A 24,756-nucleotide genomic window follows, 5' to 3' on the forward strand; every position below is an offset into this window, starting at 1 on the left:
CCACCTCCGGGTTCCCCCGGGCCCACGCGGCCCGGAGGGAGCCCCCACCACACGTCCCGTACAACGGCGTACGGAACTGAACGCGGCGCCTGCCCGTCCCCGACCGGACACCAGCGGGCGCCGTGGCGCGTCCGGAGCCGGTACGGGCCCGGCGGAACACTTTCCCCCGGGCCCGTACCGGCTCCGTCCTCAGCCGCCCGTCAGCGCCGAGGTCTTCAGCGCCACCGCCACCGCGAACAGCCCCAGCAGCACCAGTCCGCCCGCGAGCTGGACCGGCCACGCCCGCAGCTTCGCCGGGGCGAAGGCGAGCCCGGACGTCACCAGCGCCCCGGTCAGCAGCCCGCCCAGGTGCCCCTGCCACGAGGTGAACGCGGCCGAGATCAGCATCCAGATCAGGAATCCGGCCATGAAGCGGTTGACCGCCGCCATGTCGTGGCCGAGCCGCCGGTGGACGACCCAGTACGCGGCGGCCAGCCCGAAGACCGCACCCGACGCGCCGACCGTCGAGGTGTCCGGCGCCAGCAGGTACACCAGGACCGAACCGCCCACCGCCGACAGCAGGTACAGCGCCAGATAGCGGGCCCGGCCCAGCTGCCCCTCCACCGCCCGCCCGATGTTCCAGAGCGTGAACATGTTGAACACCAGGTGCATCACCCCGAACGAGGCGTCCGGCGGCATGTGCAGGAAGGCCCCGGTCACCAGCCGGTACCACTCGCCGTCCGCGATGCCCGTCAGCTCGTACCCGGGGAAGGTGTCGCCCCGGTAGTAGTAGACCTCGCCGTCCGGGCCGGTCAGCGCCGCCCCGAGCACCGCGAACCGGTCCACGATCTCCGGCCGGACCACCTCGCCGACGTAGGCCAGCACGTTGAGCGCCATCAGCACGTACGTCACCGTCGGCGCCGTCGCCCGGGACACCGCCCCGCCGAAGACCGTACGGGCCTGCCGCACCGAGCGCTGCCCCTCCTTCACGCACTCCACGCACTGGTGGCCGACCGACGCCTCCCGCATGCAGTCCGGGCAGATGTAGCGGTCGCAACGGGTGCAGCGGACATACGTCTCGGCGGACGGATGGCGGTAACACGCGGGGGCGGCGGCCTCCATGGCCGGCTCCTTCACTGGGGGTGGGCAACGGGGCCGGTGGGGGCGGCGGCGATCAAGATAGCGAACCGGTGCGACGGCCCGGGGGGCCGGGGTGGCCCGGCGGGTGGCCTACGCTCGTGGTCCGCGCGGCGCGGAACGGGGTCGCCGCGCACGACGACCACCACGCGGACCCGGCCCCGGGGCCGGAACGGGGACCACCGCATGACCGTACGCACCCTGCGCGCCGCCGACCGCGCCCCCGTCCCCTGGAAGAACGGCGGCGGGACCGTCCGGGAGATCGCTACCGGCCCCGCGTCCGCGGGGACCGGCGCCTTCGACTGGCGCGTCAGCCTCGCGGACGTCACCGCCGACGGCCCGTTCTCCGTCTTCCCCGGCGTGGACCGCGTCCTGACCGTGGTCGAGGGCGCGGGCATGGACCTCGTCGTGGGCGGCGAGCACCACATCGTGGACGAGCCCCTGTGGCCCCACGGCTTCCCCGGCGACCTGCCCACCGAGGGCTTCCTGCTGGGCGGCCCGGTCCTCAACCTCAACGTCATGTACCGCAGGGCCCGTACGCGGGCGGAGACCGCCGTCGTCTGCGGCACGGTCCGCCTGCTCCTCCCGGAGGGCGGCGCGGTGCTGGCCGTCTCCCTGGACGACGGCGCGGAGCTGGAGGGGGCGGGCGTCCGGCTGGACCGCTACGACGCGGTGCTGGCGACCGGGGCGTCGCCCGGGGTGCTGCGGACCATGGGCCGGGCGGCGCTGATCACGCTCTCGCCCGTGTGACCGCCCGGCCGGCGCGGGAAAGATATCCGGCTGACGGGCCGCCCGCCGCGGGATACGGTCACCCGCATGCCCGAACACGTCTCCGAACCCGCAGCGATCCGCCGTTACACCGCCGCCGACGAGGACGCGGCGGTGGACGTCTGGTCCCGTGCCGGCCGTGCGGCCCACCCCTTCATCCCCGGCGAGGGCGAGGGCGAGCGGGCCCGCAAGATGCGCGAGATCTACCTCGTCCACGCCGAGAACTGGGTCGCCGAGGCGGACGGCCGGGTGGTGGCCCTCCTGGGCCTCCTGGACGCCGAGATCGGCGGCCTCTTCGTGGCCCCGGAGGCCCAGGGCACCGGGGTGGGCCGCCGCCTGGTCGACCACGCGGCGGCGCTGCACGGCTCCTTGGCCCTGGACGTGTACGAGAAGAACACCGGGGCCCGGAGCTTCTACGCCCGGATGGGGTTCGTGGAGGAGAGCCGCCGCGTCGACGAGGAGTACGACGAGGTCATGCTGAGGCTCACCCGGCCGGCTCCGGAGGGCCGGGGCTGAAGGCGACGCGCCGGTGAGGGCGTGCGGCCCGGCGCATCCGTCCGCCCCTCGCGGTCCCATACCCGACAGGAGATGTCGGGTATCCGGTGTTTCCTGGCTTCATGACGTCTTCACCGACCACGCCCGCACCGGTCTCCTGGGACGGTTTCGCCGCCGCCGAACCCGATTTCGCCGACACCGTGCAGCGGCGCTTCCGCCTCTACAAGCACCACGTCCTCGCCACGCTGCGGAAGGACGGCTCGCCCCGGGTCACCGGCCTGGAGGCCGACTTCCGCTTCGGTGAGCTGCTGCTCGGGATGATGCCGAACTCCCGCAAGGCCCTGGACCTGCGGCGCGACCCGCGCTTCGCGCTCCAGGCCAACCCGGGCCCCGACGCCGAGATGAACGACGGCGACGTGCGCGTCAGCGGCCGGGCCGTGGAGATCACCGACCCGGCGGTCATCGCCCGCTTCATCGAGGAGGCGGCTCCACCGGAGCCCTTCCACCTCTTCCGCGCGGAGCTGACCGAGGTGGTCCGCACCGGGCTCGACGGGGAGGCGCTGGTCATCCGGTCCTGGCGGCCGGGCGGGCCTCTGCGCACCGTACGGCGGACCGGTGACGACGCCCCGGCGGTCGAGGTGTCCTGACGGGCTGGGGGCGGGCCCCCCGGCGCGGGGCGGGCGGACGCGGTCCCGGAGGCCCGGCCCGTCCGCCCGTCTCCGGCCGCCCGCACCCGCCCCGGGACGCCTCCCGTACGCCCCCGGTCGGCGAAGATTCCCTCTCCGGCCGCGTGGCGCGCCCCTCCGCCGGAAGGAAGGACGTGCTACTGTTGTCCGCGTTGCAGTTTTGGTACCCATGAACTTTATGTGCGCCTGACGGGAATGCTTCCTCAGGCGCTTTATTGTTTTCCGGCTTTCTCCGGATGGGGCTCAATGCGGCGACTTGGAATTCGTAAAGTGCGGATTTCCGGCACTGCACCTGTTTTAGGAGAATGATATGGCCACCGGCACCGTGAAGTGGTTCAACGCGGAAAAGGGCTTCGGCTTCATCGAGCAGGACGGCGGCGGCGCCGACGTCTTCGCCCACTACTCCAACATCAACGCCTCCGGCTTCCGCGAGCTGCAGGAGGGCCAGAAGGTCTCCTTCGACGTCACGCAGGGCCAGAAGGGCCCGCAGGCCGAGAACATCGTCCCGGTCTGATCACCGGACGCGTACCTCGCTGACCGGGGCCCGCACCTCACGGTGCGGGCCCCGGTTTGTGCTGTCCGAGCAACGATCCCGTTGCACCCATCCGTTTCTGTGCGCACATCCTGGGGGCGCACACGACGGCCGGACCAGCACACCCCGCAGTCAACCCATTCGGCAGTTGCCCAGGAATCTCCCCAGGAGGGCAATTCCGCATGACCAGCTCCGAACGCCAGGACCGCACCCCCCGCTCGCGCCCGGCCCGTGGCCGCGGCCAGAGCACCCAGACCCCGCCGAACGGCCGGGGCGGCGCCCCCCGCTCCCGCGCCCAGGGCGGTTCCCGGAACCAGGGCGGCTCCAAGGCCCCGGCCCGTCGTCGCGCCACGCCGCCGCAGGGCGAATTCGCCCTGCCGGAGACCGTGACCCCCGCGCTGCCCGCCGTCGACGCCTTCGCCGACCTCGACATGCCCGCCGCGCTGCTGAAGACCCTCGCCGCGCAGGGCGTCACCGAGCCGTTCCCCATCCAGGGCGCGACCCTGCCGAACTCGCTGGCCGGCCGGGACATCCTCGGGCGGGGCCGCACCGGTTCCGGCAAGACGCTCGCCTTCGGCCTCGCGCTGCTGGCCCGCACCGCCGGCCGCCGCGCCGAGCCGCGCGCCCCGCTCGCCATGGTCCTCGTCCCCACCCGTGAACTGGCCCAGCAGGTCACCGACGCGCTGACCCCGTACGCGACCGCAGTGAACCTGCGGCTCGCCACCGTCGTCGGCGGCATGTCGATCACCAAGCAGTCCGCCACCCTGCGGCGCGGCGCCGAAGTCCTCGTCGCCACCCCGGGCCGGCTCAAGGACCTCATCGAGCGCGGCGACTGCCGCCTGGACGAGGTCTCCATCACCGTCCTCGACGAGGCCGACCAGATGGCCGACATGGGCTTCATGCCGCAGGTCGTCGCCCTGCTCAAGCAGGTCGAGCCGGACGGCCAGCGGATGCTGTTCTCCGCGACCCTGGACAAGAACATCGACCGGCTCGTGAAGATGTTCCTCACCGACCCGGTCGTGCACTCCGTCGACCCGTCCGCCGGCGCGGTCACCACCATGGAGCACCACGTGCTCCACGTGCTCGACGAGACCGACAAGAAGGCCGTCGCCACGAAGATCGCCGCCCGCGAGGGCCGGGTGATCATGTTCGTCGACACCAAGCGCGCCGCCGACCGCTTCGCCAAGCGGCTGCTCGCCAGCGGTGTGCGGGCGGCCGCCCTGCACGGCGGGCGCTCGCAGCCGCAGCGCAACCGGACGCTGGACCAGTTCAAGAACGGGCAGGTCACCGCGCTCGTCGCGACCAACGTCGCGGCCCGCGGCATCCACGTCGACGACCTCGACCTGGTCGTCAACGTGGACCCGCCGACCGACCACAAGGATTACCTCCACCGCGGTGGGCGCACGGCGCGCGCCGGGGAGTCCGGCAGCGTCGTCACGCTGGTGCTGCCGGAGGAGAAGCGCGAGATGACCCGGCTGATGCAGGACGCGGGCATCGCGCCCCGCACCACGCGGGTCACGTCGAGCGACGCGGAGCTGAGCCGGATCACCGGGGCCCGCGAGCCCTCGGGCGTCGCGATCGTGATCGAGGTGCCGCAGCCGACTCCGCCGAAGCAGCGGACGCGGACGGGCGGCCCGGCCGGCTCCTCGGGCGGCGGAGCGGCACGCTCCGGCAGCCGGGGACGGGGACGACGGGGATCGGGCGCGGGCGCCGGCGGCGGGGCGGCCGCCGGTGGGCGTACGGCCGGTGGCACGGGCCGTGCGGCCGGGGGCGCGGGGCGCTCCGCCGGCACCGCGCGTTCGGGTGCGGCGCCGCGGGGGCGCCGGGCGGCCTGACGGCCCCCACGCACCGCCGCCCGGCGCCCCCCCCGCCGGGCCACCGCACCGACCGTCCGACGGGTGAGGGCCGGGGCAGGGGGCAGAGCCCCGCGCCCCGGGAGGGGCGCATCGGCCGCCGGGCGAGGGGCGCTCGTCCCCGCCCGCCGACCGGGTCCGGGGCGACCGGCGGCCCCCGCCGACGCCCCGCGTATATCCGGTGGCACGGCCCGGGCGGCCGCGGCGAGGATCGCCCCATGCACCCCTTCCTGACGACCGACCGGCTCCTCCTGCGCCCGGTCACGCCCGACGACGCCCCCGACCTCTTCGCCCTCGACAACGACCCCGAGGTCATGCGGTACATCAACGGCGGGCGGCCGACGAGCCGCGAGGACATCCGGGACCGGACCCTGCCGCGGCTCCTCCACACCTACCCGTGCACCGGAACCCGCGGCTACTGGGCCGCTCAGCGCCAGGACACCGGCGCGTTCCTGGGGTGGTGGGAACTCCGGCCGCTGGACGACCACGACCCCGCCGTCGTCGAACTGGGCTACCGGCTGAACCGCGCCGCCTGGGGTCGCGGATACGCCACCGAAGGCGCGCGGGCCCTGGTGGACAAGGGGTTCACCGACCTCGGCGTCCGGCGGGTCACCGCGAACACCATGGCGGTCAACACGGGGTCGCGCCGCGTGATGGAGAAGACGGGGCTGACCTTCCTGCGCGCCTACACCGACGAGTGGCCGGAGGTCATCGAGGGCTCCGAGCACGGCGAGGTCGAGTACGAACTCACCCGGGAGGCATGGGAGGGGCGGGCGGCACGGGAGGCGTGAGAGGCCGGGGCGGCGAGGAGGGCGGCGGGTGCGCGGGCCGCGGGGCGCGGTCGGCGGCGGGCGGGCCTGCCGCCTCCTCCAGCAGGGCCGCGACCTCGCCGTGCCCCGTGTGCTGGTCCACGCCCGCCATCGGCGCCCCGTCCCGGAGCACCTCCACGGCGATCGTCTCCTCGCCGTCCCGCCGCTCCCGCCGCGTCACCGTCTCGATGCCGGAGCCGTAGCCCTCCTCCAGCCGCCGCCGCAACTCCCGCTCCGCGTCGAGCGCGGCGATGCGCCGGGCCTCGGCCAACGCCAGGGCCACCACGGCCTCCTGGCCCCCCGCGCCGTGCGCGAGCAGCGCCCTCACCGTGCGGGCGGACCCCCGCTGCGCGCCCAGCACCAGCATCGCCTCGCCCTGCGGGCCCGGCAGCAGCGGGTCCGCGCCCCCGGCCAGGAGCGCCTCGACCGTGGAGGCGTGCCCCAGGCCGACCGCCCACCGCAGCGCCGTGAAACCGAACTCCTCGCGCAGGTCCGGCCGCGCCCCGGCGGACAGCAGGGCCCGCACCACCTCCGTGTGCCCGCCGCACGCCGCCCCGCACAGCGGGAGGTCGCCCGCCTCGTGGCCGCTCGCCCGGTCGGGGTCGGCCCCCGCCGCGAGCAGCAGCCGCACCGTGCCGGGGAGGTCCTGGACCGAGGCCAGGTAGAGCGCGGTCGTGCCCTCCTCGTCGCTCGCCTCGGCGGACACGCCCGCCCGCAGTGCCCGTACGACCGCGTCCTCACCCTCGTACAGCGCGTCGAACAGGCTTGGTTCATCCCTGATCGGCTCGTTCGTCATGCTTCGACCCTACGGCGGGCCGCCGACGACGCCCCTGGTCAGGTGTCGCACTCCAGGCGTGTGCGGCACAGGCCGCACCGCGCGCCGAACCGGCCCCGGACGGGCACCCGGATGCGCTGGTGGCAGGTGGGGCAGGGGAAGGAGACCCGCAACTCCGGGCCGCCGGTCTCGAAGGCGTAGGGAACGCTCGGATCGGGAACGGCCCCGGGGTGCTCCCGGGCGTACCGCCGGTCCTTGGCGTAGCGGCGGCGGCCCGCCCAGCCGGCGGCGGACAGCGGCGGCCGGCGCAGATCGCGCACCGCCCGCTCCCGCCCCTCGGCGTACGCGGTGTACGCCTGCGGGCTGGTGAACCAGGGGGAGGGGTCCTCGCCGAAGGCGAACGCCCGTTTGGCCAGGACGTACCCGAACTCCTCCGGGGTCAGGTAGCCGAGCTTCTGGCGGGAGGCGGCGTCCTCCCGGAACGCGTCCAGCAGCAGCCACCCGGCCCCGAGGTAGGCGGTGGTGGTGTCGGTCAGGATCTCGTTGGCGCGGGTGCCGGGGAACTCCAGGCCGAGCCGGTGCAGCAGCACATGGGCGACCTCGTGCGCGAGCGCCGCCCCGACGTCCCGGCGGTGGGTGCGGAAGCGGTCGTTCAGCTCGATGAAGTACTCGGGGCCCGCGGTGAGTTCCACGCTCGCCGCGTGCTCCATCGCCCGGAAGGCGACGATCGGGCGGGCGTCGGGCAGGCGGAAGTGCTGGACCAGGGCGCGCGCCACCCGCTGGGCTCCCAGATGCAGGTCGTCCTGGTCGGCGAAGGCCGCGTCGGCGGGCGCGAGGCTGGTGGCGTAGGCGTGGACGCCGTCCGCGGAGAGCCGCCGGTAGAGCGCGGTGATGGCGGAGCGGACCGTGGCCAGGTGCGGAAAGCCGTGGACGACGGGTGCGCCCGGAGGGCGGTTCGCCACGTCGGGCCCCCTCGGCGACGGTCGACTCCGTGACGTCGGCCTCCTGGCGGCCGACGGACCTCCACTGTATGCCGGGGCGGTGCGGCGGTGGGATGAGCGGGGCGGTGCGGCGGCGGGGGAGCGGGCCGGGGCGGCGCCGGAGGCGGGCGGGGAGCGGCCCGACACCCCTGGCTGAAAGGTGTGGCCGGAAAGTGCCTCTTGTAGCAGCGGTCACGCGGTACCGATAATCGGAGTGTTCTTGTCAGGTGCATGACTTGTCCGGTGCTGTGCCGGAGGGCGTCACCGGACCGGGACACGCGTGCCGGACCACGCCACCCACAGCACTCCGCCACGCACGCGCACGCTCCGTACTCCCGCTCCGACGTGCGACGCTCGTCCCTCCGTACGGGGCTCCGGACGGGCGTCCCCGCCCACAGCCCCGTACGGGGTTCCCTGCACGGCGGCGCGGCGCGGCAACCCCCACGACGACCCCCCACACCACATCCCCCCACGACCCCCCACGAAAGAAGGCATCCGTGAAGCTTCCGAGCGTGCTGAAAAGGTGCTCCGTCGCCGTAGCCGCCGTCGCCCTCGCGACCGTCGGCCTCCAGCCCGCCTCCGCGGCCCCTCAGCCGATCGTCGGCGGAGAACGTGCCGAACAGGGCGAGTTCCCCTTCATGGTCCGGCTCTCCATGGGCTGCGGCGGCGCCCTCTACACCCAGGACACCGTCCTCACCGCCGCCCACTGCCTGGACGGTTCGGGCGACGACACCTCGATCACCGCCACCGGCGGCGTCGCCGACCTCGAGTCGCCCGACGCCGTCGAGGTCCGCTCCACCAAGGTCCTCCAGGCCCCCGGCTACAACGGCACCGGCAAGGACTGGGCGCTGGTCAAGCTCGCCCGGCCCATCGACCAGCCCACCCTGAAGATCGCCACCGACGACACCTACGACCAGGGCACCTTCACCGTCGCGGGCTGGGGCGCCGACCGCGAGGGCGGCAGCCAGCAGCGCCACCTGCTGAAGGCCGAGGTCCCCTTCGTCTCCGACGCCGACTGCCGGAGCGCCTACAGCAACCTCGTCCCCGGCGAGGAGCTGTGCGCCGGCCTCCTCGACACCGGTGGCGTCGACAGCTGCCAGGGCGACTCCGGCGGCCCGATGTTCCGCAAGGACGACTCCGACGAGTGGATCCAGGTCGGCATCGTCAGCTGGGGCCAGGGCTGCGCCCGCCCCGGCTACCCGGGCGTCTACACCGAGGTCTCGCACTTCGCGGCGGACATCGCCGCCGCGGCCGACTCCCTCTGACCCGCTCGGACCGCCCGCCCCGCCCCACGCGGGGCGGCCGGCCGGCCCCGCCCCCGGCCCGTCCGGCCGAGGCCGGTCAGCTGTGAACAGCCCCGGGGGCGCCCGCGACCACGGGCGTCCCCGGCCCCAGTTCCACCCGCGGCTCGCCCGCCTCCTCCAGCTCCAGCACCCACACCTCGTTGGCGCCCTCGCGGAGCACCGGCCCCGGTACGTACAGGGTCCGCTGCGGGCCCACCGACCAGTAGCGGCCCAGGCAGAAGCCGTTCACCCAGACGAACCCACGCGTCCAGCCCGGCAGTTCGAGCCCCGCGTGATCGACGTCCGCCGCACCCCCGACCGTGAACACCCCCCGGAACAGCCCCGTCGCCCCCGGGCCCTCCGGTACCGGCCCGAACGGCACCGCCGCCACCGCGTCCGCCGCCTCGAACGCGTCGAGCCGCAACCCCCGGGCCCGCACCCCGTGCAGATACTGACGCTCGTGCAGCACCCCGCCGGTGAGACCCTTCGGCTCGCCCAGGCGCGGTCCGTAGTTGACCCGGCCCAGCGACTCCACCCACAGCTCGACCTCCGCCGGGCCCGCCACCGGCTCCGGCAGCGTCCCGCACTCCTCGGTCAGCACCCCGGCCCGGACCCCGTCCACCGAGACCACCGCCCGGTCCCGCAGCCCCGAGACCCCCAGCGGGTACGCCTGCCGCGGCCCCGGCACCGCCACCCGGTAGCGCACCAGGCCCCGGTCCACGCCCAGCTCCTCGAAGGTCGGCGGCACCCCCGACTCCGTCTCCGGATCGCCCAGCGCCTCCAGCACCTCCCCGAGCCCGGCCCACTCCGCCAACTCCACCCGCACCGGACCGGGCAGCCCCACCGGCTCCGGCGGCAGCGCGGGCAACGGCCCCTCGGCGTACTCCTGCAGCACCTTCCGGAAGAGCCGGAACTTCTCCGTCGCCCGCCCGTACTCGTCCACCGGCGCGTCGTAGTCGTACGACGTCACCGTCGGCTGGAACGCCCCGTCCTGCAACGGGCCGGAACGGTTCGCCCCCGCCCACCCCCCGAAGTTCGTCCCCCCGTGCGCCATGTAGACGTTCACCGACGCCCCGCACTCCAGGATCTCCCGCAGCGCCCCCGCCGCCTGCTCCGGATCCCGGCGCACCGGCTCGGCCCCCCAGTGGTCGAACCAGCCGCACCAGAACTCCATGCACATCAACGGGCCCTTCGGCTGGTGCCGGCGCAGCACCTCGAACCCCTCCCGCGCCCCGGACCCGAAGTTCGCCGTCGCCAGGAGCCCCGGCACCGAACCACCGGTCAGCATGTGGTCCTCCGGGCCGTCCGACGTGAACAGGGGAACCGTCACCCCGCACTGCCGCAACAACCCTGCCAGCCACTCCAGATACACCGTGTCGCTGCCGTAACTGCCGTACTCGTTCTCCGCCTGGACCAGGACCACCGGCCCGCCCCGGGACACCTGCCGCTGCACCACCTGCGGCAGCAGCTCGCGGAACCACCGCTCCACCACCGCCCGGTAGGCCGCGTCCCGGGTGCGCACCCGCCGCCCGAACCGGCCCGTCACCCACGCCGGGAGGCCGCCGTTCTCCCACTCGGCGCAGATGTACGGACCCGGCCGCACGATCGCCCACAGCCCCGCCCGCGCCACCGCGTCCAGGAACCGGCCGAGCGCCCCCACGTTCCGGACCTCGCCCTCCCGGGGCTCGTGCAGATTCCACGGGACGTACGTCTCGACGCAGTTCAGCCCCATCGCGGCGAGCATCGCGAGCCGGTGCTCCCACTGCTCCTCGTGCACCCGGAAGTAGTGCAGGGCGCCCGACAGCAGCCGTACGGGCTTCCCGTCGAACCGGAAGCAGTCGTCGCCCACGGTGAAGTCGGTCATGGTGCTCGTACGCTCCTGTGCTCGGCCGCACCCGCGGCCCTCGGTCCAGTGGTAGTGGTCCGATCACTGTCGCCCCTGGCGCGCACCGGGTCCATGGACAAAGATCGCAGTTGATTGGACGCAGCGGACCGGCCGGGTCCGGGCCGCAGGAGACAAGGCCGGGCGTGGTCCGCAGGAAGGAAGGGGCAGGGAACGCGATGTACCACACCTGGATGCGCTTCTTCACCCCGAGCCCGCTCCACCACCGCCTCGGCCTCGTCTGCCTCGGCGTCGGCCTCCAGCACGGGGCGCTGCCCACCGTGGGCCCCCGCACCCTCGACCACCACGTCGCCGTGATCGTCCACTCCGGCACCGGCTGGTTCAAGGGCCCCGACGGCCGCCGCACCCCGGTCACCGGCCCCAGCCTCATCTGGCTGACCCCCGGCACCCCCCACCACTACGGCGCCGACCCGGGCACCGGATGGGACGAGAGTTTCGTCGACTTCACCGGGCCCGCCACCACCACATACACCGAACTCGGCTACATCGAGCCCGACCGCCCCCTCGTCCCGCTCTCCGACACCGCCGCGCCGCGCGCCGCCGTCGGACGCATGGTGCGCGCCGCCCGGCGCGGCAACCCGCTGCTGGAGGTGGAGACCGGCGCCGCCGTCCACGAACTCCTCGTCTCCCTGCGCCGCGCCCGCGCGGACATCGGTCCGGACGGTGACCCGGTGCTCCGGGCGCTGGCCCGCGACGCCTACCTGCCGCTCACCGTCGCCGAGCACGCCGCCCGGCACGGCATGACGGCCGCCGAGCTGCGCACCGCCGTACGGCGCGGGGCCGGCTGCAGCCCCAAGGACTACCTGCTCGGCATCCGGCTGGGCCGGGCCAAGGAACTCCTCGCCGCCACCGACCTGCCGGTCGCCGCCGTGGCCCGCCGCGTCGGCTACGACGATCCGGCCTACTTCTCCCGCCTCTTCGCCCGCCGGGTCGGCGCCGCCCCCGTCCGCTTCCGCGAACAACAGGGCCGCACCGTGCCCGGCGGCTGGAGCGACCGGGTGCCCGATCCCGACGATCCGCCGACGATCACCGCCTGAAGGCGGCGGTCTAAGCTCGCTGACCATGAGTACGAGCGAGATCGACGCCTCCGTCCAGACCGAGCTGAACCGCTTGCGCGAGAGCATCGACAACATCGACGCCGCCGTCGTCCACATGCTGGCCGAGCGGTTCAAGGCCACCCAGCAGGTCGGCCGCCTCAAGGCGGACCACAAGCTGCCGCCCGCCGACCCCGCCCGCGAGACCCGCCAGATCGCCCGGCTCCGGCAGTTGGCGCAGAGCGCGAACCTGGACCCGGCGTTCGCCGAGAAGCTGCTGAACTTCATCATCGCCGAGGTGATCCGCCACCACGAGCGCATCGCCGAGGAGACGGAGAACGGCGCCGGGGCCTGAGAAGGCGCCGGGGCCCGTTCTCCCGGGCCCCGGCCCCGTCCGTCAGGACGACGGGTGCGAGGGGCCCGCGGGGCGCCGCGACGGCTGCGGCAGCGCCCGCCCCCGCCCGTCGAGCCGGTCGTACGCCCCCGGGGAGGCGGCCCGGTCGTACGCCCCCGGGGAGGGGGCCGTTCCCGCCGGGTACGCGGTCGTTCCCCGGTACGCGGCAGCCCCCGCGGGCGGGGCCGCTCCCGGATACGCGGCCCCGTGGCCCTCGGGCCGGGCGACGGCCGGGGGCCGGGGGGCCTCCGGGGCCGCGGTGGCCGCGGTGGCCGTCCACTCGCCCTCGCCGAGCACGAGGACCGGGTCGAACATCACCACGACGGCCGCCAGGAGCAGGAACGAGAGGGGCCCGGCCATCATCGGCAGCATGATCGAGAACGCGGTGTCGCCGGCGGGCGGCTGGGCGCCGTGGTACTCGTGCAGCCGCACCGAGAGGCCGCTCATCCCCGTGTAGTGCATGCCGGTGACGGCGACGCCCATCACCAGGGACGCGCCGAGGCTCGGCAGGAACCCCTTGACCGACACGGCGGCCCACAGGGCCGCGGTCGCGGCGGCGACCGCGATCAGGACGGAGAGCGTGACGGCCACCGGGCTGTACTCCAACCGCCCGTTCATCCGCATGCCCGCCATGCCGATGTAGTGCATGCCCGCCACCCCGAACCCGGTGGTCAGCCCCGCCGTCAGCAGCGCCGCCCGGGTCGCGCCCCGGTAACCGACGATGAAGACGCCCACGCCGACCACCGCGATCGCGACCACGAGGCTCAGGACCGTCTGCCGGAGGTCGTAGGAGATCGGCGTCTCCGCCACGTGGAAGCCCATCATGGCGACGAAGTGCATCGTCCAGATGCCCGAGCCGATGGCGGCCGCGCCCAGCGCGAGCCAACCGGGCTTCCAGGAGGAGTCGTTGCGCAGGGAGCGGATGGTGCACCGCAGCCCCAGCGCGCTGCCCAGGCAGGCCATCACGTAGGCCGCCAAGGGGGTCACGGCGCCGTAGTTGAAGCCGTCGATGGTGCCGTGCATGGGCAGGCCGCTCCTTGGCATAAGGAAAAGAGGGAGGAAGGGGACGCGGTGTGACCATAGAGTCGACTTTTCCCTTGGCCAAATCCGATCGGAATGGATGTGACCAAAAGGGGCTAAAACACTTTAACTGGCGGTTAATTAAGGGTAAAACGGGTCGACAACCCCTGTGATCAAGACGGCTGAGACATGTATCGGCTTCCGTGATCGACACGCTCCGTAACACCCCGCTCCCATGGCATCCGGAACAGGGCTCCCCCCTCCCGGGGAGCGGCCCGGGGTGCGGCCCGGAAGCGGAGCCCTTGGCCCCGGTCAGCCCTGCGAGAACCCCGCTGCGCCCCCCGCCCCCCGTACGGCAGCATGGGGCCATGTCCGTACTGACGCGCGACGAAGCGCAGACCCGAGCCCGATTCCTCGACGTGGAGCGGTACACGATCGCCCTCGACCTCACCACCGGCGAGGAGACCTTCGACTCCCGCACCGCCATCCGGTTCACCGCCCGCGCGGCCGGAGACACCTTCGTCGAGGTCAAGCCCGCCGCCCTGCGCTCGATCAGCCTCGACGGACAGCCGCTGGACCCCGCCCTCCTCGACGGCAACCGCTACCCCCTCACCGGCCTCGCCGCCGGCCCCCACGAACTGCGCGTCGACGCCGCGATGCACTACTCCCGCACCGGCGAGGGCATGCACCGCTTCACCGACCCCACCGACGGTGAGACCTACCTCTACACCCAGCTCTTCATGGAGGACGTCCAGCGCGTCTTCGCCGCCTTCGACCAGCCCGACCTCAAGTCCGTCTTCGCCATCGACGTCACCGCCCCCGAAGGGTGGACCGTCCTCGGCAACGGCGTCGCCGAACACACCGGCGGAGGCCACTGGACCATCGCCCCCACCCCGCTCGTCTCCACCTACCTCGTCGCGGTCGCCGCAGGCCCCTGGCACTCGATCACCACCGAACACGCCGGACTGCCCTTCGGCATCCACTGCCGCCGCTCCCTCGCCCCGTACCTGGACGCCGACGCCGACGAGATCCTCGACATCACCCGCGCCTGCTACGACCGCTACCACGAGAAGTTCGACGAGCCCTACCCGTTCGACTCCTACGACCAGGCCTTCGTCCCCGAGTTCAACGCGGGCGCCATGGAGAACCCCGGACTCGTCACCTTCCGCGACGAGTTCGTCTACCGCTCCGCCGTCACCGACACCGAACGCCAGACCCGCGCCATGGTCATCGCCCACGAGATGGCCCACATGTGGTTCGGCGACCTCGTCACCCTGACGTGGTGGGACGACATCTGGCTCAACGAGTCCTTCGCCGAGTACATGGGCTACCAGACCCTCACCGAGGCGACCCGCTTCACCGACAGCTGGGTCGACTTCGGCGTCGCCCGCAAGGGCTGGGGCTACGACGCCGACCAGCGCCCCTCCACCCACCCCGTCGCCCCCGACCCCGAGGCCGTCCCCGACACCGCCTCCGCCCTCCTCAACTTCGACGGCATCAGCTACGCCAAGGGCGCCTCCGCCCTGCGCCAACTCGTCGCCTGGCTCGGCGAGAAGGACTTCCTGGCCGGCATCAACGCCCACTTCGCCCGCCACCGGTTCGCCAACGCCACCCTCGCCGACTTCATCGACAACCTGGCCTCCGCCACCGACCGCGACGTCCACGCCTGGGCCGAGCAGTGGCTGCGCACCACCGGCATCGACACCCTCACCGCCGAGGTCGGCGCCCCCGGCCCCTCCGAGTCCGCCGCCCCCGCCCCGAGCGGCACCGGCCAGTCCTGGACCCTCACCGTCACCCGCGACGGCTCCCGCCCCCACCGCATCGCCGTCGGCGCCTACGACCACGCCCTGAACACCCAGGCGGGCCCCGGCCACCTCGCCCTGCGCGACCGCTTCGAGATCGACGTACCCGGCGACGGCGCCCCCACGGTCCGCCCCGGCCACCGCCCCGCCCTCGTCGTCCTCAACGACGGCGACCTCACCTACGCCAAGATCCGCCCGGACGCCGCCTCCTGGGACACCGTCCTCGCCGGCCTCTCCGGCATCCCCGACGCCCTCACCCGGGCCGTCCTGTGGAACACCGCCCGCGACATGGTCCGCGACGGGGAGCTGGCCCCCGCCGCCTACCTCGCGACCGCCCGCACCCACCTCCCCTACGAGAGCGACCTCGCCCTCGTCCAGGGCGTCCTCACCTTCGCCGCCGGACATATCGCCGACCGCTACGTCGCCCCCCAGGACCGGCCCGCCGCCCTCGCCACGCTCACCGACCTCTGCCGCGACCTCATCCGCCGCACCGAGGACGGATCACAGCCCGGCCTCCGCCTCATCGCCGTACGCCACTTCATCGACGCCGCCACCCAGCCCGACACGCTCCGGACCTGGCTCGACGAAGACACCGTCCACGGCGGACCCGAGCTCGACCCCGAGCTGCGCTGGCGCATCCTCACCCGGCTCGCCGCCCTCGGCGCCACCGACGAGAAGGCCATCGCCGCCGCCCTCGAAGCCGACCCCAGCGCCTCCGGTCGGGAAGGCGCCGCCCGCTGCCGCGCCGCGCTGCCCACCGCCGAGGCCAAGGCCGCCGCCTGGGACGCGCTGTTCACCGACGACACCCTGTCCAACTACCTCTTCACCGCCACCGCCCAGGGCTTCTGGCAGCCCGGCCAGGAAGAGCTGCTCGCCCCGTACGTGCCCCGCTTCTACCCGGACGCGATCGCGCTGGCCGCCCGCCGGGGCCCCGCCATCGCCGAGGCCGCCGGACGCTACGCCTTCCCCGCCTACGCCATCGACGCCGACAGCCTCGCCACCGGCGCCCGAGCCCTGGAGGACCCCGACCTCATCCCCGCCCTGCGCCGCAAGCTCGTCGACCAGCTCGACGACCTCCGCCGCGCCTTCGCCGTACGGACGACCACCGCCAACGGCTGATCCGACGCGCACGGCCGCGGGGAGAGGGCCGGCCCCACCCCGCGGCCGTGCGCACACACGATGCCACGGCATCGACGACCGGCACGCCGGCTCCCGCCCCGCGGCCGGGCGCGCACGCGGTACGGGGGAGCGCACCCGGGGCAGGGCGCCGGGCCCGCCCCCCGGGCCGGGGAACGCACCCGCTCGACGAGCACACCCGGCCGTACGCGGACGGGACCAGCCGACCGCGCTGCCCCCGGCCTCCGGCGCATCGCCCCGGGCGTCGTCCTCGGCCGCCCCCGGGCCCCCGGCGCATCGCTCCGGGCGTCCGCCGCCGCACCCCCCGCCGCGCGCAGACCGGCCACCAGCACCGCCCGGCCTGCCGACACTCCGGTCAGGACCGTCCGCGCCCCCGCAGCAGCCCCGCCGCCCCCGGGTCGGCCGATGCGTAGAGAACCGCCCCCGCCCGCCGGGCCGTCACGAGCCCCCCACGGCGCACCACCACCACCATCACCACCGGCTGCTGCGAGCGACGGTCGGCCCCGACCCCCACCGCGGCCGGCGTCTCCGCGACCGCGTGATCGCGTTCACCGAGCGGATCGAGCGCCCTGATCCCGACCGGCCGCCCCGGCCGCCCCTGCCGCCTCGAAGAACTCCGCCTCCGCCCGGTACAGCGGCCTGCTCACCGGCCGGGCCCCGCCCCGTACGACGGGAGCCCGCCGCACCCCTGTCGACCCGAACTCTTCCGGCCGGGCTCACCCCGCGGCTCCGCACGCCGAGGCCGAGCCCGGGAGCCGTCGTCCGCCCCGCCCTCTGCGACCGGACCCCGCAACCCCGCACTCCGCGCACCCGCCCCCGCACACCCGTCCAGCAATCGCACGCCGATACCACCCCAACCCGCCCCGAACGGGCCACACCACCCACCAGTACCCCTTTCGAGCCCAGATCGTTGGGCTCTTCGGCCGCACCACCCGAAACCCGGGAACAGCCGGCATGCCACCCCACCCGCACGTGAAGGACCGTTCCGCCCATGCCCACCACCCCGCCCCTCGCCGGAGGCGCCACGGGCCCCGCCGCCCTGCGCCCCCTCCTCGACACCGTCCTCGCCGCCCTCCACGACGGCGCCACCCTCCGCGACGGCCCCCTCCCCGCCGGCGGACCCGAGACCGTCGCCCCCCGCACCCGCGCCGCCACCCACCCCCTCCTCCCCGACCACGGCACCGGCCCCCACCACGCCCTCACCACCCTCGTCACCGCACTCGCGGCGGGCGCCGCCGACCCCGCCCACCCCCACTGCACCGCCCACCTCCACACCCCGCCCCTCGCCCTGGCCGCCGCCGCCGACCTCGCCGCCAGCGCCCTCAACCCCTCCATGGACTCCTGGGACCAGGCCCCCGCCGCCTCCACCCTCGAAGCCGACCTCACCGCCGCACTCGCCGCCGAGATCTACCCCCACACCCCCTCACCCGACGCCCTCATCACCACCGGCGGCACCGAGGCCAACCAACTCGCCCTCCTCCTCGCCCGCGAACGCCACGGCCCCGTCCAGACCATCTGCGGCGCCAACGCCCACCACAGCATCGCCCGCGCCGCCTGGCTCCTCGGCCTCCCCGAACCCGTCACCGTCCCCGCCCCCCACGGCACCCTCGACCCCGCCGCCCTCGACGCCGCCCTCACCGAACTCCACCGCCCCCACCTCGTCGTCGCCACCGCCGGAACCACCGACACCGGCGCCATCGACCCCCTCGACACCATCGCCGACCTCTGCACCGCCCACGGCGCCGAACTCCACATCGACGCCGCCTACGGAGGCCCCCTCCTCCTCAGCCCCACCCACCGCACCCTCCTCCACGGCCTCCACCGCGCCCACAGCGTCACCCTCGACCTCCACAAACTCGGCTGGCAGCCCGCCTCCGCCGGACTCCTCGCCGTACCCGACCACCACCACCTCGCCCCCCTCCACCACCACGCCCCCTACCTCAACGCCGACGACGACACCGAAGCCGGCCTCCCCGACCTCCTCGGCCGCTCCCTGCGCACCACCCGCCGCCCCGACGCCCTCAAAATCGCCGTCACCCTCCGCGCACTGGGCCGCGACGGACTCGCCGACCTCGTCGACCGCACCCTCGCCACCGCCCACCACCTCGCCGACCTCGTCACCACCACCCCCGGCCTCGACCTCTACGACCGCCCCACCATCAGCACCGTCCTCTTCCGCCCCACCGGAGCCGACGACCACACCGTCGCCACCATCCGCCGCACCCTCCTCCACCGCGGCCACGCCGTCCTCGGCCGCGCCCGCACCGCGGACCGCCTCTGGTTCAAAGCCACCCTCCTCAACCCCCACACCACCCCCCAGGACCTCCGCGCCCTCCTCGACCTCGTCACCCACGCCACCACCGAACTCCTCACCCACCCCACCGCCACCACCGGCGCACCCCACCCCACGGAAAGCGACACCCCGCGATGACCGACCGGCCCGCCCCCGAACCCGACCAGCCACACGACCTCGTCGGCATCGGCATCGGACCCTTCAACCTCTCCCTCGCCGCCCTCGCCCACGCCATCCCCGCCGCCCCCGGCACCCGACGCCCCCTCGCCGCCACCTTCTACGAACAACGCCCCGCCTTCCACTGGCACCCCGGCCTCCTCCTCGACGGCGCCAGCCTCCAAGTCCCCTTCCTCGCCGACCTCGTCACCCTCGCCGACCCCACCAGCCCCTGGAGCTTCCTCAACTACCTCCGCACCCGCGACCGCCTCTTCCCCTTCTACTTCGCCGAGCGCTTCCACATCCAACGCGCCGAATACGACGCCTACTGCCGCTGGGTCACCGAACAACTCCCCGGACTCCACTTCGGCCACCAGGTGGACGCCGTCCGCTGGAACACCGACCGCGCCCTCTTCGAAGTCGACTTCACCCAACTCGACCGCGACGGCGAAGCCGAAGCCCTCGGCCGCGCCTACGCCCGCCACATCGCCCTCGGCATCGGCACCGAACCCTTCGTCCCCGACCCCCTCAAACCCCTCGCCGAAGCCGAAGGCGTCCCCGTACTCCACTCCGCCGACTACCTCCGCCACCGCGACCGCCTCCTCGCCGCCGACCACATCACCGTCATCGGCTCCGGCCAGTCCGGCGCGGAGATCTTCCTCGACCTCCTGCGCGCCCGCCCCGAAGGCGCCGAAAACCTCCACTGGCTCGCCCGCACCCAGGCATTCGCCCCCATGGAGTACTCCAAACTCGGCCTCGAACACTTCACCCCCGACTACAGCCGCTACTTCCACGCCCTCCCCGAAACCGCCCGCGACGAACTCGTCCCCCGCCAGTGGCAACTCCACAAAGGCATCGACGCCGACACCATCGCCGCCATCCACGACGAGCTCTACCGCCGCACCCTCCACGGCGGCTGGCCCGACGCCACCCTCACCCCCGGCGTCCACGTCCGCACCGCCGGCCGACTCGCCGACACCCGCGTCGAACTCCACCTCGAACACACCCAGCAAGGCATCCGCACCCGCCTCGCCACCGACGCCGTCATCCTCGCCACCGGCTACCGCGAACGCCCCCTCGACGCCCTCCTCGGCGGCCTCGCCCCCTACCTCAGCCGCGACGCCTCCCACCGCCCCCGCATCGACGACCAGTACCGACTCGTCCTCGACCCCGCCGTCACCGGACACGTCTACGTACAGAACGCCGAACGCCACACCCACGGCGTCGGCGCCCCCGACCTCGGCCTCGCCGCCTGGCGCAGCGCCACCATCCTCAACAACCTCACCGGCGCCAACCCCTACCCCCTCCCCGAACGCACCGCCTTCACCACCTTCGGCCTCACCCCCCAACCCCCCACCATCCCCACCCAGGCCCAGGCCCCCCACCACCTGACCCGGACCCACTAGAAGGCCCCGGACGACGAACGGCCCGGGCCCCCCAAGGAGACCCGGGCCGAACGAACGGACAGTGCGGCAAGCAGCGCTACGGGAAGACCGGCGCCCCCTCACGCGTCAACCGCCACCCCACCGACGCGAACGCCGCCGGATCCACCGTCCTCTTCTCCCGCACCCAACCGATGATCGTGTTCCGGATCTCGTCCGAATCCGCCCACACCTGCCGCGCACCCGGCACATGCGGGAAATTCCCCCCGCCCGACGCCCGGTAGTTGTTCACCGCCAGCACGAACCGCGCCGCCGGATCGACCGGCTTCCCCTCGAACGACAACCCCACGATCCGCGCCCCCACCGGCTGAGCGATATCGACGTCGTACGTCACCCCCGACACCGCGTCGTAGTTGTAGTCCGGAACCCCGTCCGCATTCGTCAGCTTCCCGGTGTCCACCGGACCCCCCGCCGGCGTCCGCACGTAATACCGCGCCGAATACTCCAGGTAATCCTTCAACTGGGCGCCCGTGATCAACCGCGCCTCCAGCGTGTTCTCGAACGGATACAGCCCCGCCGCATCCCTGATCGTCACATCACCGGCCGGAATCCCCGCCGTACGCGAGAAGCACGACGCCTGCGACAGCACCGGCAGAGCGGCGAACTCCCCGCCCGCCAGCCCCGCCCTCACCGTCTCCGTCTGCACCTGGTTGATCAGATCGATGATCGGCTCGTCCTTCCACGGCGCGTCCGCCGTCGACATCGCCACCACCGACGTACCGATCACCTGATTGACGTACTCCACCACCTTCCGGTGCTCCCGACGCAACAGCGACGTCACCTTCCGGTCCTCCACCACCGTATTGGAGTTCAACACCCGCGAGCCCGCCTTCTCCACCACCCAGCGGCCCCTCTCCCACACCAGATCGAACTCGAACAACGTCAGCCGCTGCCCCCACTTCGCCGGCTCCGAGAGCACCACCCGCTTCCCGGTCTCCCGGTTCGTCACGAAACGCTCGGCGATCTCCACATGCGCGTGCCCCACCAGAATCGCGTCGATCCCCGGCACCTGCTCCGCCACCAGCGCCGCCGCGTTCTCCACGTACGGCAACTGATCACCCCACGACGACGTCCCCGAAGAACCCGAATGCGCCGACACGACCACCACGTCCGCACCCATCGACCGCAGCTTCGGCACCCACTTCGCCGCCTGCTCCTCCAGACCCGGGAACACCATCTTCCCGCCCACGTTCGCCTTGTCCCAGATCGCGACACCGGGATTCGTCAGCCCCAGCACCGCCACCCGCACATCACGCCCGCACGGCGTACGCATCCGCTTGATCACATACGGCGCGAAAGCCGGCCGCAACGTCTTCGCGTCCAAGACGTTCGCCCCCAGCAGCGGGAAATCACACTGCTCCTCGAACTTCCGCAGCACCGGAATGCCGTAATTGAACTCATGATTCCCGAGCGCCGCCGCGTCATAACCGATCGCGTTCATCGCCCGCGCCATCGGATGCACCGGACCGCGCCGCGCCGTGATCGGATCGACCTTCGCGTAGTAATACGACAACTGGGTGCCCTGAATCGTGTCACCCGCGTCGATCAGCAGCGTGTTCCCCCGGCCCTTCTCCCGCCGCACCTCGTCCACCAACGTCGAGATCTTCGCCAGACCCACATCGTTGTGCGCCGAGTCGTCGTACTCCTTGTCCGTGAAGTAGTCCCAGTTGAAGACGTTCCCGTGCAGATCGGTCGTCCCCATCACCGTGAACGAGTACCGCTTCGGCGGACGCCCACGGCCCTGACCGGACCCCTCCGCCTCCACCGCACCCGCCGGAGCCGCGACGGCCCCGCCCGCCATCGCCACACCCGCACCGACGGCGGCCGAACGGCCCAGAAAGTTCCTACGGTCCAACGGCATGTCTTCACTCCTCGTTCAGTAGGGCAACGCGCGTAGATCATGGCCCGGCAGCCACCCCCCACAACACCCCGAACAGGTTTCGATCCGATGACCACCCGACACCCACCCCGACACGCCACCCCCGTGCCACAGTGAACGCATGACCGAAAACCCCGCAACCACCCCCCACCACCCCTACGGAACCCCCACCGCCCCCCACCTCACCGTCCGCGGCGAAGCCCACCTCGAAACCGACCCCGAAATCGCCCACATCACCATCACCCTCACCGCCCGCAACACCGACCGCCGCACCACCCTCGACGACCTCACCCACCGCAACACCACCACCCTCGACCTCATCAAGACCTACGGCGACGCCATCGAAAAACTCGAAACCGGCACCCTCGCCATCCACCCCCAACTCACCCGCCACGGTCGCACCGAACGCATCCGCGCCTACCACGGCAGCGTCCAACTCAACGCCACCCTCAACGACTTCACCGCCCTCGGCGAACTCCTCACCCGCCTCGCCGACCGCGACCTCACCCGCATCGACGGCCCCTGGTGGGCCCTGCGCCCCACCTCACCCGTCCACGCCGACGCCCGCCGCCAAGCCGTCCACGAAGCCCTCCAACGCGCCCGCGCCTACGCCGACGCCCTCGACACCCGCCTCGACGCCCTCCTCGAACTCAACGACGTCGGCACCCAGCACGGCCTCCACACGACCCGCGCCGCCTTCGCCGCCCCCGCCATGCCCTTCGGAGCCGCCGCCGAAACCGCCACCGACACCGCCCCCATCGACCTCGAACCCGTACGCCAGACCGTCGACGCCCAGGTCGAAGCCTCCTTCACCCTCATCCCCCCGAACCTCGGATGAACGCTCATCGGAGCACCCCGCCGCACAATTCAACACTTGTCAATAACCCTTCATGCAAAGGTCGTTGAGGTGTCACGCCGAGCCATCCGCCTACCCGTAGGTAAGGATTAGGCTCGAACCATGCGCCGAGCCAAAATCGTCTGCACCCTAGGACCCGCAACCGACACATACGACCAGATCAAAGCCCTGGTCGAAGCGGGAATGGACATCGCCCGCCTCAACCTCAGCCACGGCAGCTACGCCGAACACCAAGAGCGCTACGACCACGTCCGCAGAGCCTCCGAGGAGGCCGGCCGCAGCGTCGGCATCCTCGCCGACCTTCAAGGCCCGAAGATCCGCCTCGGACGCTTCCGCGAAGGCCCCGTACTCCTTGAACGCGGCGACACCTTCACCATCACCGTCGAACCCCTCGAAGGCGACGGCACCGGCGACATCTGCTCCACCACCTACGACGGCCTCGCCGCCGACGTCACCACCGGCGAACGCATCCTCGTCGACGACGGCCGCGTCACCCTCGAAGTCACCGGCGTCGACGGCCCCCGCGTCCACACCACCGTCATCGAAGGCGGCATGGTCTCCGACAACAAGGGCCTCAACCTCCCCGGCGTCGCCGTCTCCGTCCCCGCCCTCTCCGAAAAGGACATCGACGACCTCCGCTGGGCCCTGCGCACCGGCGCCGACCTCATCGCCCTCAGCTTCGTCCGCACCGGACGCGACATCGACGACGTCCACCGCATCATGGACGAAGAAGGCCGCCGCCTCCCCGTCATCGCCAAAGTCGAAAAACCCCAGGCTGTCGACAACATCGACGACATTGTCGCCGCCTTCGACGGCATCATGGTCGCCCGCGGCGACCTCGGCGTCGAAATGCCCCTGGAACAGGTGCCGATCGTCCAGAAACGCGCCGTCAAACTCGCCAAGCGCAACGCCAAACCGGTCATCGTCGCCACCCAGATGCTCGACTCGATGATCGACAACTCCCGCCCCACCCGCGCCGAAGCCTCCGACGTCGCCAACGCCATCATCGACGGCACCGACGCCGTCATGCTCTCCGGCGAGACCAGCGTCGGCAAATACCCCGTCGAAACCGTCCGCACCATGTCCCGCATCGTCGAGGCCGCCGAGGAAGACCTCCTCGCCAAGGGCCTCCCGCCCCTCACCGAACGCAACAAGCCCCGCACCCAGGGCGGCGCGGTAGCGCGGGCGGCAGCCGAAATGGGGGACTTCCTCGGCGCGAAGTTCCTCGTCGCCTTCACCCAGAGCGGCGACACCGTCAAACGCCTCTCCCGCTACCGCTCACCCATCCCGCTCCTCGCCTTCACCCCCGACGAGGCCACCCGCGCCCAGCTCAACCTCACCTGGGGCGTCGAGACCTTCCTCGGCCCCAAGGTCGACTCCACGGACGCGATGGTCGCCCAGGTCGACGAGGAGCTGCTGCGCATCGGCCGCTGCGAGAAGGGCGACGTCGTGGTCATCACCGCCGGCTCCCCGCCCGGCGTCGCGGGCTCCACCAACCTGGTCCGCGTCCACCACATCGGCGAGGACGACAGCCCGAAGTAGG

20 protein-coding genes are annotated in these 24,756 nt (G+C 73.0%); 14 read left to right on the forward strand and 6 right to left on the reverse strand.

What is annotated here, in order from left to right:
• Positions 1–189: 189 nt before the first annotated feature.
• Positions 190–1,101 carry a rhomboid family intramembrane serine protease gene (locus ACH4K1_RS10280; protein ID WP_398088287.1) on the reverse strand — a complete coding sequence of 304 codons (912 nt, stop codon included), beginning with the start codon at positions 1,099–1,101 and terminating at the stop codon, positions 190–192.
• Between the two features lie 201 nt (positions 1,102–1,302).
• Here ACH4K1_RS10280 and ACH4K1_RS10285 point away from each other — a divergent pair, with 201 nt between their 5' ends.
• From ACH4K1_RS10285 to ACH4K1_RS10310, 6 genes are all read left to right on the forward strand, one after another.
• Entirely contained in the window at positions 1,303–1,866 is a 564-nt protein-coding gene (locus ACH4K1_RS10285; RefSeq protein WP_398088288.1) for a HutD family protein, read from the forward strand.
• Between the two features lie 66 nt (positions 1,867–1,932).
• A complete protein-coding gene (locus ACH4K1_RS10290; protein ID WP_398088289.1) occupies positions 1,933–2,400 on the forward strand; it encodes a GNAT family N-acetyltransferase in 468 nt (155 codons plus the stop codon).
• A 101-nt stretch (positions 2,401–2,501) separates the two neighbouring features.
• The gene (locus ACH4K1_RS10295; protein ID WP_398088290.1) at positions 2,502–3,026 is read left to right on the forward strand and encodes a pyridoxamine 5'-phosphate oxidase family protein; all 525 of its coding nucleotides are present in this window, start codon (positions 2,502–2,504) and stop codon (positions 3,024–3,026) included.
• A gap of 349 nt (positions 3,027–3,375) precedes the next feature.
• Positions 3,376–3,579 (forward strand): cold-shock protein, encoded by a 204-nt coding sequence (locus ACH4K1_RS10300; protein WP_228993197.1) that lies wholly within the window; start codon positions 3,376–3,378, stop codon positions 3,577–3,579.
• Between the two features lie 200 nt (positions 3,580–3,779).
• Positions 3,780–5,432 carry a DEAD/DEAH box helicase gene (locus tag ACH4K1_RS10305; RefSeq protein ID WP_398088291.1) on the forward strand — a complete coding sequence of 551 codons (1,653 nt, stop codon included), beginning with the start codon at positions 3,780–3,782 and terminating at the stop codon, positions 5,430–5,432.
• A gap of 236 nt (positions 5,433–5,668) precedes the next feature.
• Positions 5,669–6,241: a GNAT family N-acetyltransferase gene (locus tag ACH4K1_RS10310; RefSeq protein WP_398088293.1), complete on the forward strand. Its 573-nt coding sequence runs from the start codon at positions 5,669–5,671 to the stop codon at positions 6,239–6,241.
• On the opposite strand, the gene ACH4K1_RS10315 is transcribed toward ACH4K1_RS10310, so the two are convergent.
• On the reverse strand, positions 6,198–7,055 hold the full coding sequence (locus ACH4K1_RS10315; protein WP_398088294.1) for an ankyrin repeat domain-containing protein: 858 nt from the start codon (positions 7,053–7,055) through the stop codon (positions 6,198–6,200). The two genes, ACH4K1_RS10310 and ACH4K1_RS10315, sit on opposite strands and share 44 nt — an antisense overlap.
• A 38-nt stretch (positions 7,056–7,093) precedes the next feature.
• Complete coding sequence (locus ACH4K1_RS10320; protein WP_398088295.1) at positions 7,094–7,996, reverse strand: hypothetical protein; 903 nt, start codon at positions 7,994–7,996, stop codon at positions 7,094–7,096.
• 515 nt (positions 7,997–8,511) lie between these two features.
• Between ACH4K1_RS10320 and ACH4K1_RS10325 the strand changes: the two genes are divergently transcribed.
• Positions 8,512–9,279: a S1 family peptidase gene (locus ACH4K1_RS10325; protein WP_398088297.1), complete on the forward strand. Its 768-nt coding sequence runs from the start codon at positions 8,512–8,514 to the stop codon at positions 9,277–9,279.
• A 76-nt stretch (positions 9,280–9,355) separates the two neighbouring features.
• Here ACH4K1_RS10325 and ACH4K1_RS10330 read toward each other — a convergent pair whose 3' ends face one another.
• Positions 9,356–11,161, reverse strand: a complete 1,806-nt coding sequence (locus ACH4K1_RS10330; RefSeq protein ID WP_398088298.1) for a beta-galactosidase family protein — start codon at positions 11,159–11,161, stop codon at positions 9,356–9,358.
• A gap of 197 nt (positions 11,162–11,358) precedes the next feature.
• On the opposite strand from ACH4K1_RS10330, the gene ACH4K1_RS10335 reads away from it, so the two are divergent.
• Both ACH4K1_RS10335 and ACH4K1_RS10340 read left to right on the forward strand, forming a co-directional pair.
• Positions 11,359–12,237, forward strand: coding sequence for a helix-turn-helix domain-containing protein (locus ACH4K1_RS10335; RefSeq protein ID WP_398088300.1), 879 nt, complete (start codon positions 11,359–11,361; stop codon positions 12,235–12,237).
• A 25-nt stretch (positions 12,238–12,262) separates the two neighbouring features.
• On the forward strand, positions 12,263–12,589 hold the full coding sequence (locus ACH4K1_RS10340) for a chorismate mutase (protein ID WP_398088301.1): 327 nt from the start codon (positions 12,263–12,265) through the stop codon (positions 12,587–12,589).
• Between the two features lie 42 nt (positions 12,590–12,631).
• Here the strand turns inward: ACH4K1_RS10340 and ACH4K1_RS10345 are convergent, their stop codons facing one another.
• Positions 12,632–13,651: an MHYT domain-containing protein gene (locus ACH4K1_RS10345; protein ID WP_398088303.1), complete on the reverse strand. Its 1,020-nt coding sequence runs from the start codon at positions 13,649–13,651 to the stop codon at positions 12,632–12,634.
• Between the two features lie 365 nt (positions 13,652–14,016).
• Here ACH4K1_RS10345 and pepN point away from each other — a divergent pair, with 365 nt between their 5' ends.
• From pepN to ACH4K1_RS10360, 3 genes are all read left to right on the forward strand, one after another.
• The gene (gene pepN, locus ACH4K1_RS10350) at positions 14,017–16,569 is read left to right on the forward strand and encodes an aminopeptidase N (RefSeq protein WP_398088304.1); all 2,553 of its coding nucleotides are present in this window, start codon (positions 14,017–14,019) and stop codon (positions 16,567–16,569) included.
• A 1,009-nt stretch (positions 16,570–17,578) separates the two neighbouring features.
• On the forward strand, positions 17,579–19,018 hold the full coding sequence (locus ACH4K1_RS10355) for a pyridoxal phosphate-dependent decarboxylase family protein (RefSeq protein ID WP_398088306.1): 1,440 nt from the start codon (positions 17,579–17,581) through the stop codon (positions 19,016–19,018).
• Positions 19,015–20,442, forward strand: coding sequence for a lysine N(6)-hydroxylase/L-ornithine N(5)-oxygenase family protein (locus ACH4K1_RS10360; protein WP_398088307.1), 1,428 nt, complete (start codon positions 19,015–19,017; stop codon positions 20,440–20,442). Before ACH4K1_RS10355 ends, ACH4K1_RS10360 begins: the two co-directional genes overlap by 4 nt.
• Before the next feature lie 76 nt (positions 20,443–20,518).
• Here ACH4K1_RS10360 and ACH4K1_RS10365 read toward each other — a convergent pair whose 3' ends face one another.
• Positions 20,519–22,339: a bifunctional metallophosphatase/5'-nucleotidase gene (locus tag ACH4K1_RS10365; protein ID WP_398088309.1), complete on the reverse strand. Its 1,821-nt coding sequence runs from the start codon at positions 22,337–22,339 to the stop codon at positions 20,519–20,521.
• Between the two features lie 139 nt (positions 22,340–22,478).
• On the opposite strand from ACH4K1_RS10365, the gene ACH4K1_RS10370 reads away from it, so the two are divergent.
• Together ACH4K1_RS10370 and pyk are read left to right on the forward strand one after the other, a co-directional pair.
• Positions 22,479–23,195, forward strand: coding sequence for an SIMPL domain-containing protein (locus tag ACH4K1_RS10370; protein WP_398088311.1), 717 nt, complete (start codon positions 22,479–22,481; stop codon positions 23,193–23,195).
• A gap of 120 nt (positions 23,196–23,315) precedes the next feature.
• Positions 23,316–24,755, forward strand: coding sequence for a pyruvate kinase (gene pyk, locus ACH4K1_RS10375; protein WP_398088313.1), 1,440 nt, complete (start codon positions 23,316–23,318; stop codon positions 24,753–24,755).
• Position 24,756 lies beyond the last annotated feature (1 nt).

This window comes from Streptomyces sp. NPDC017448, from assembly GCF_044330565.1.
Lineage (GTDB): Bacteria > Actinomycetota > Actinomycetes > Streptomycetales > Streptomycetaceae > Streptomyces.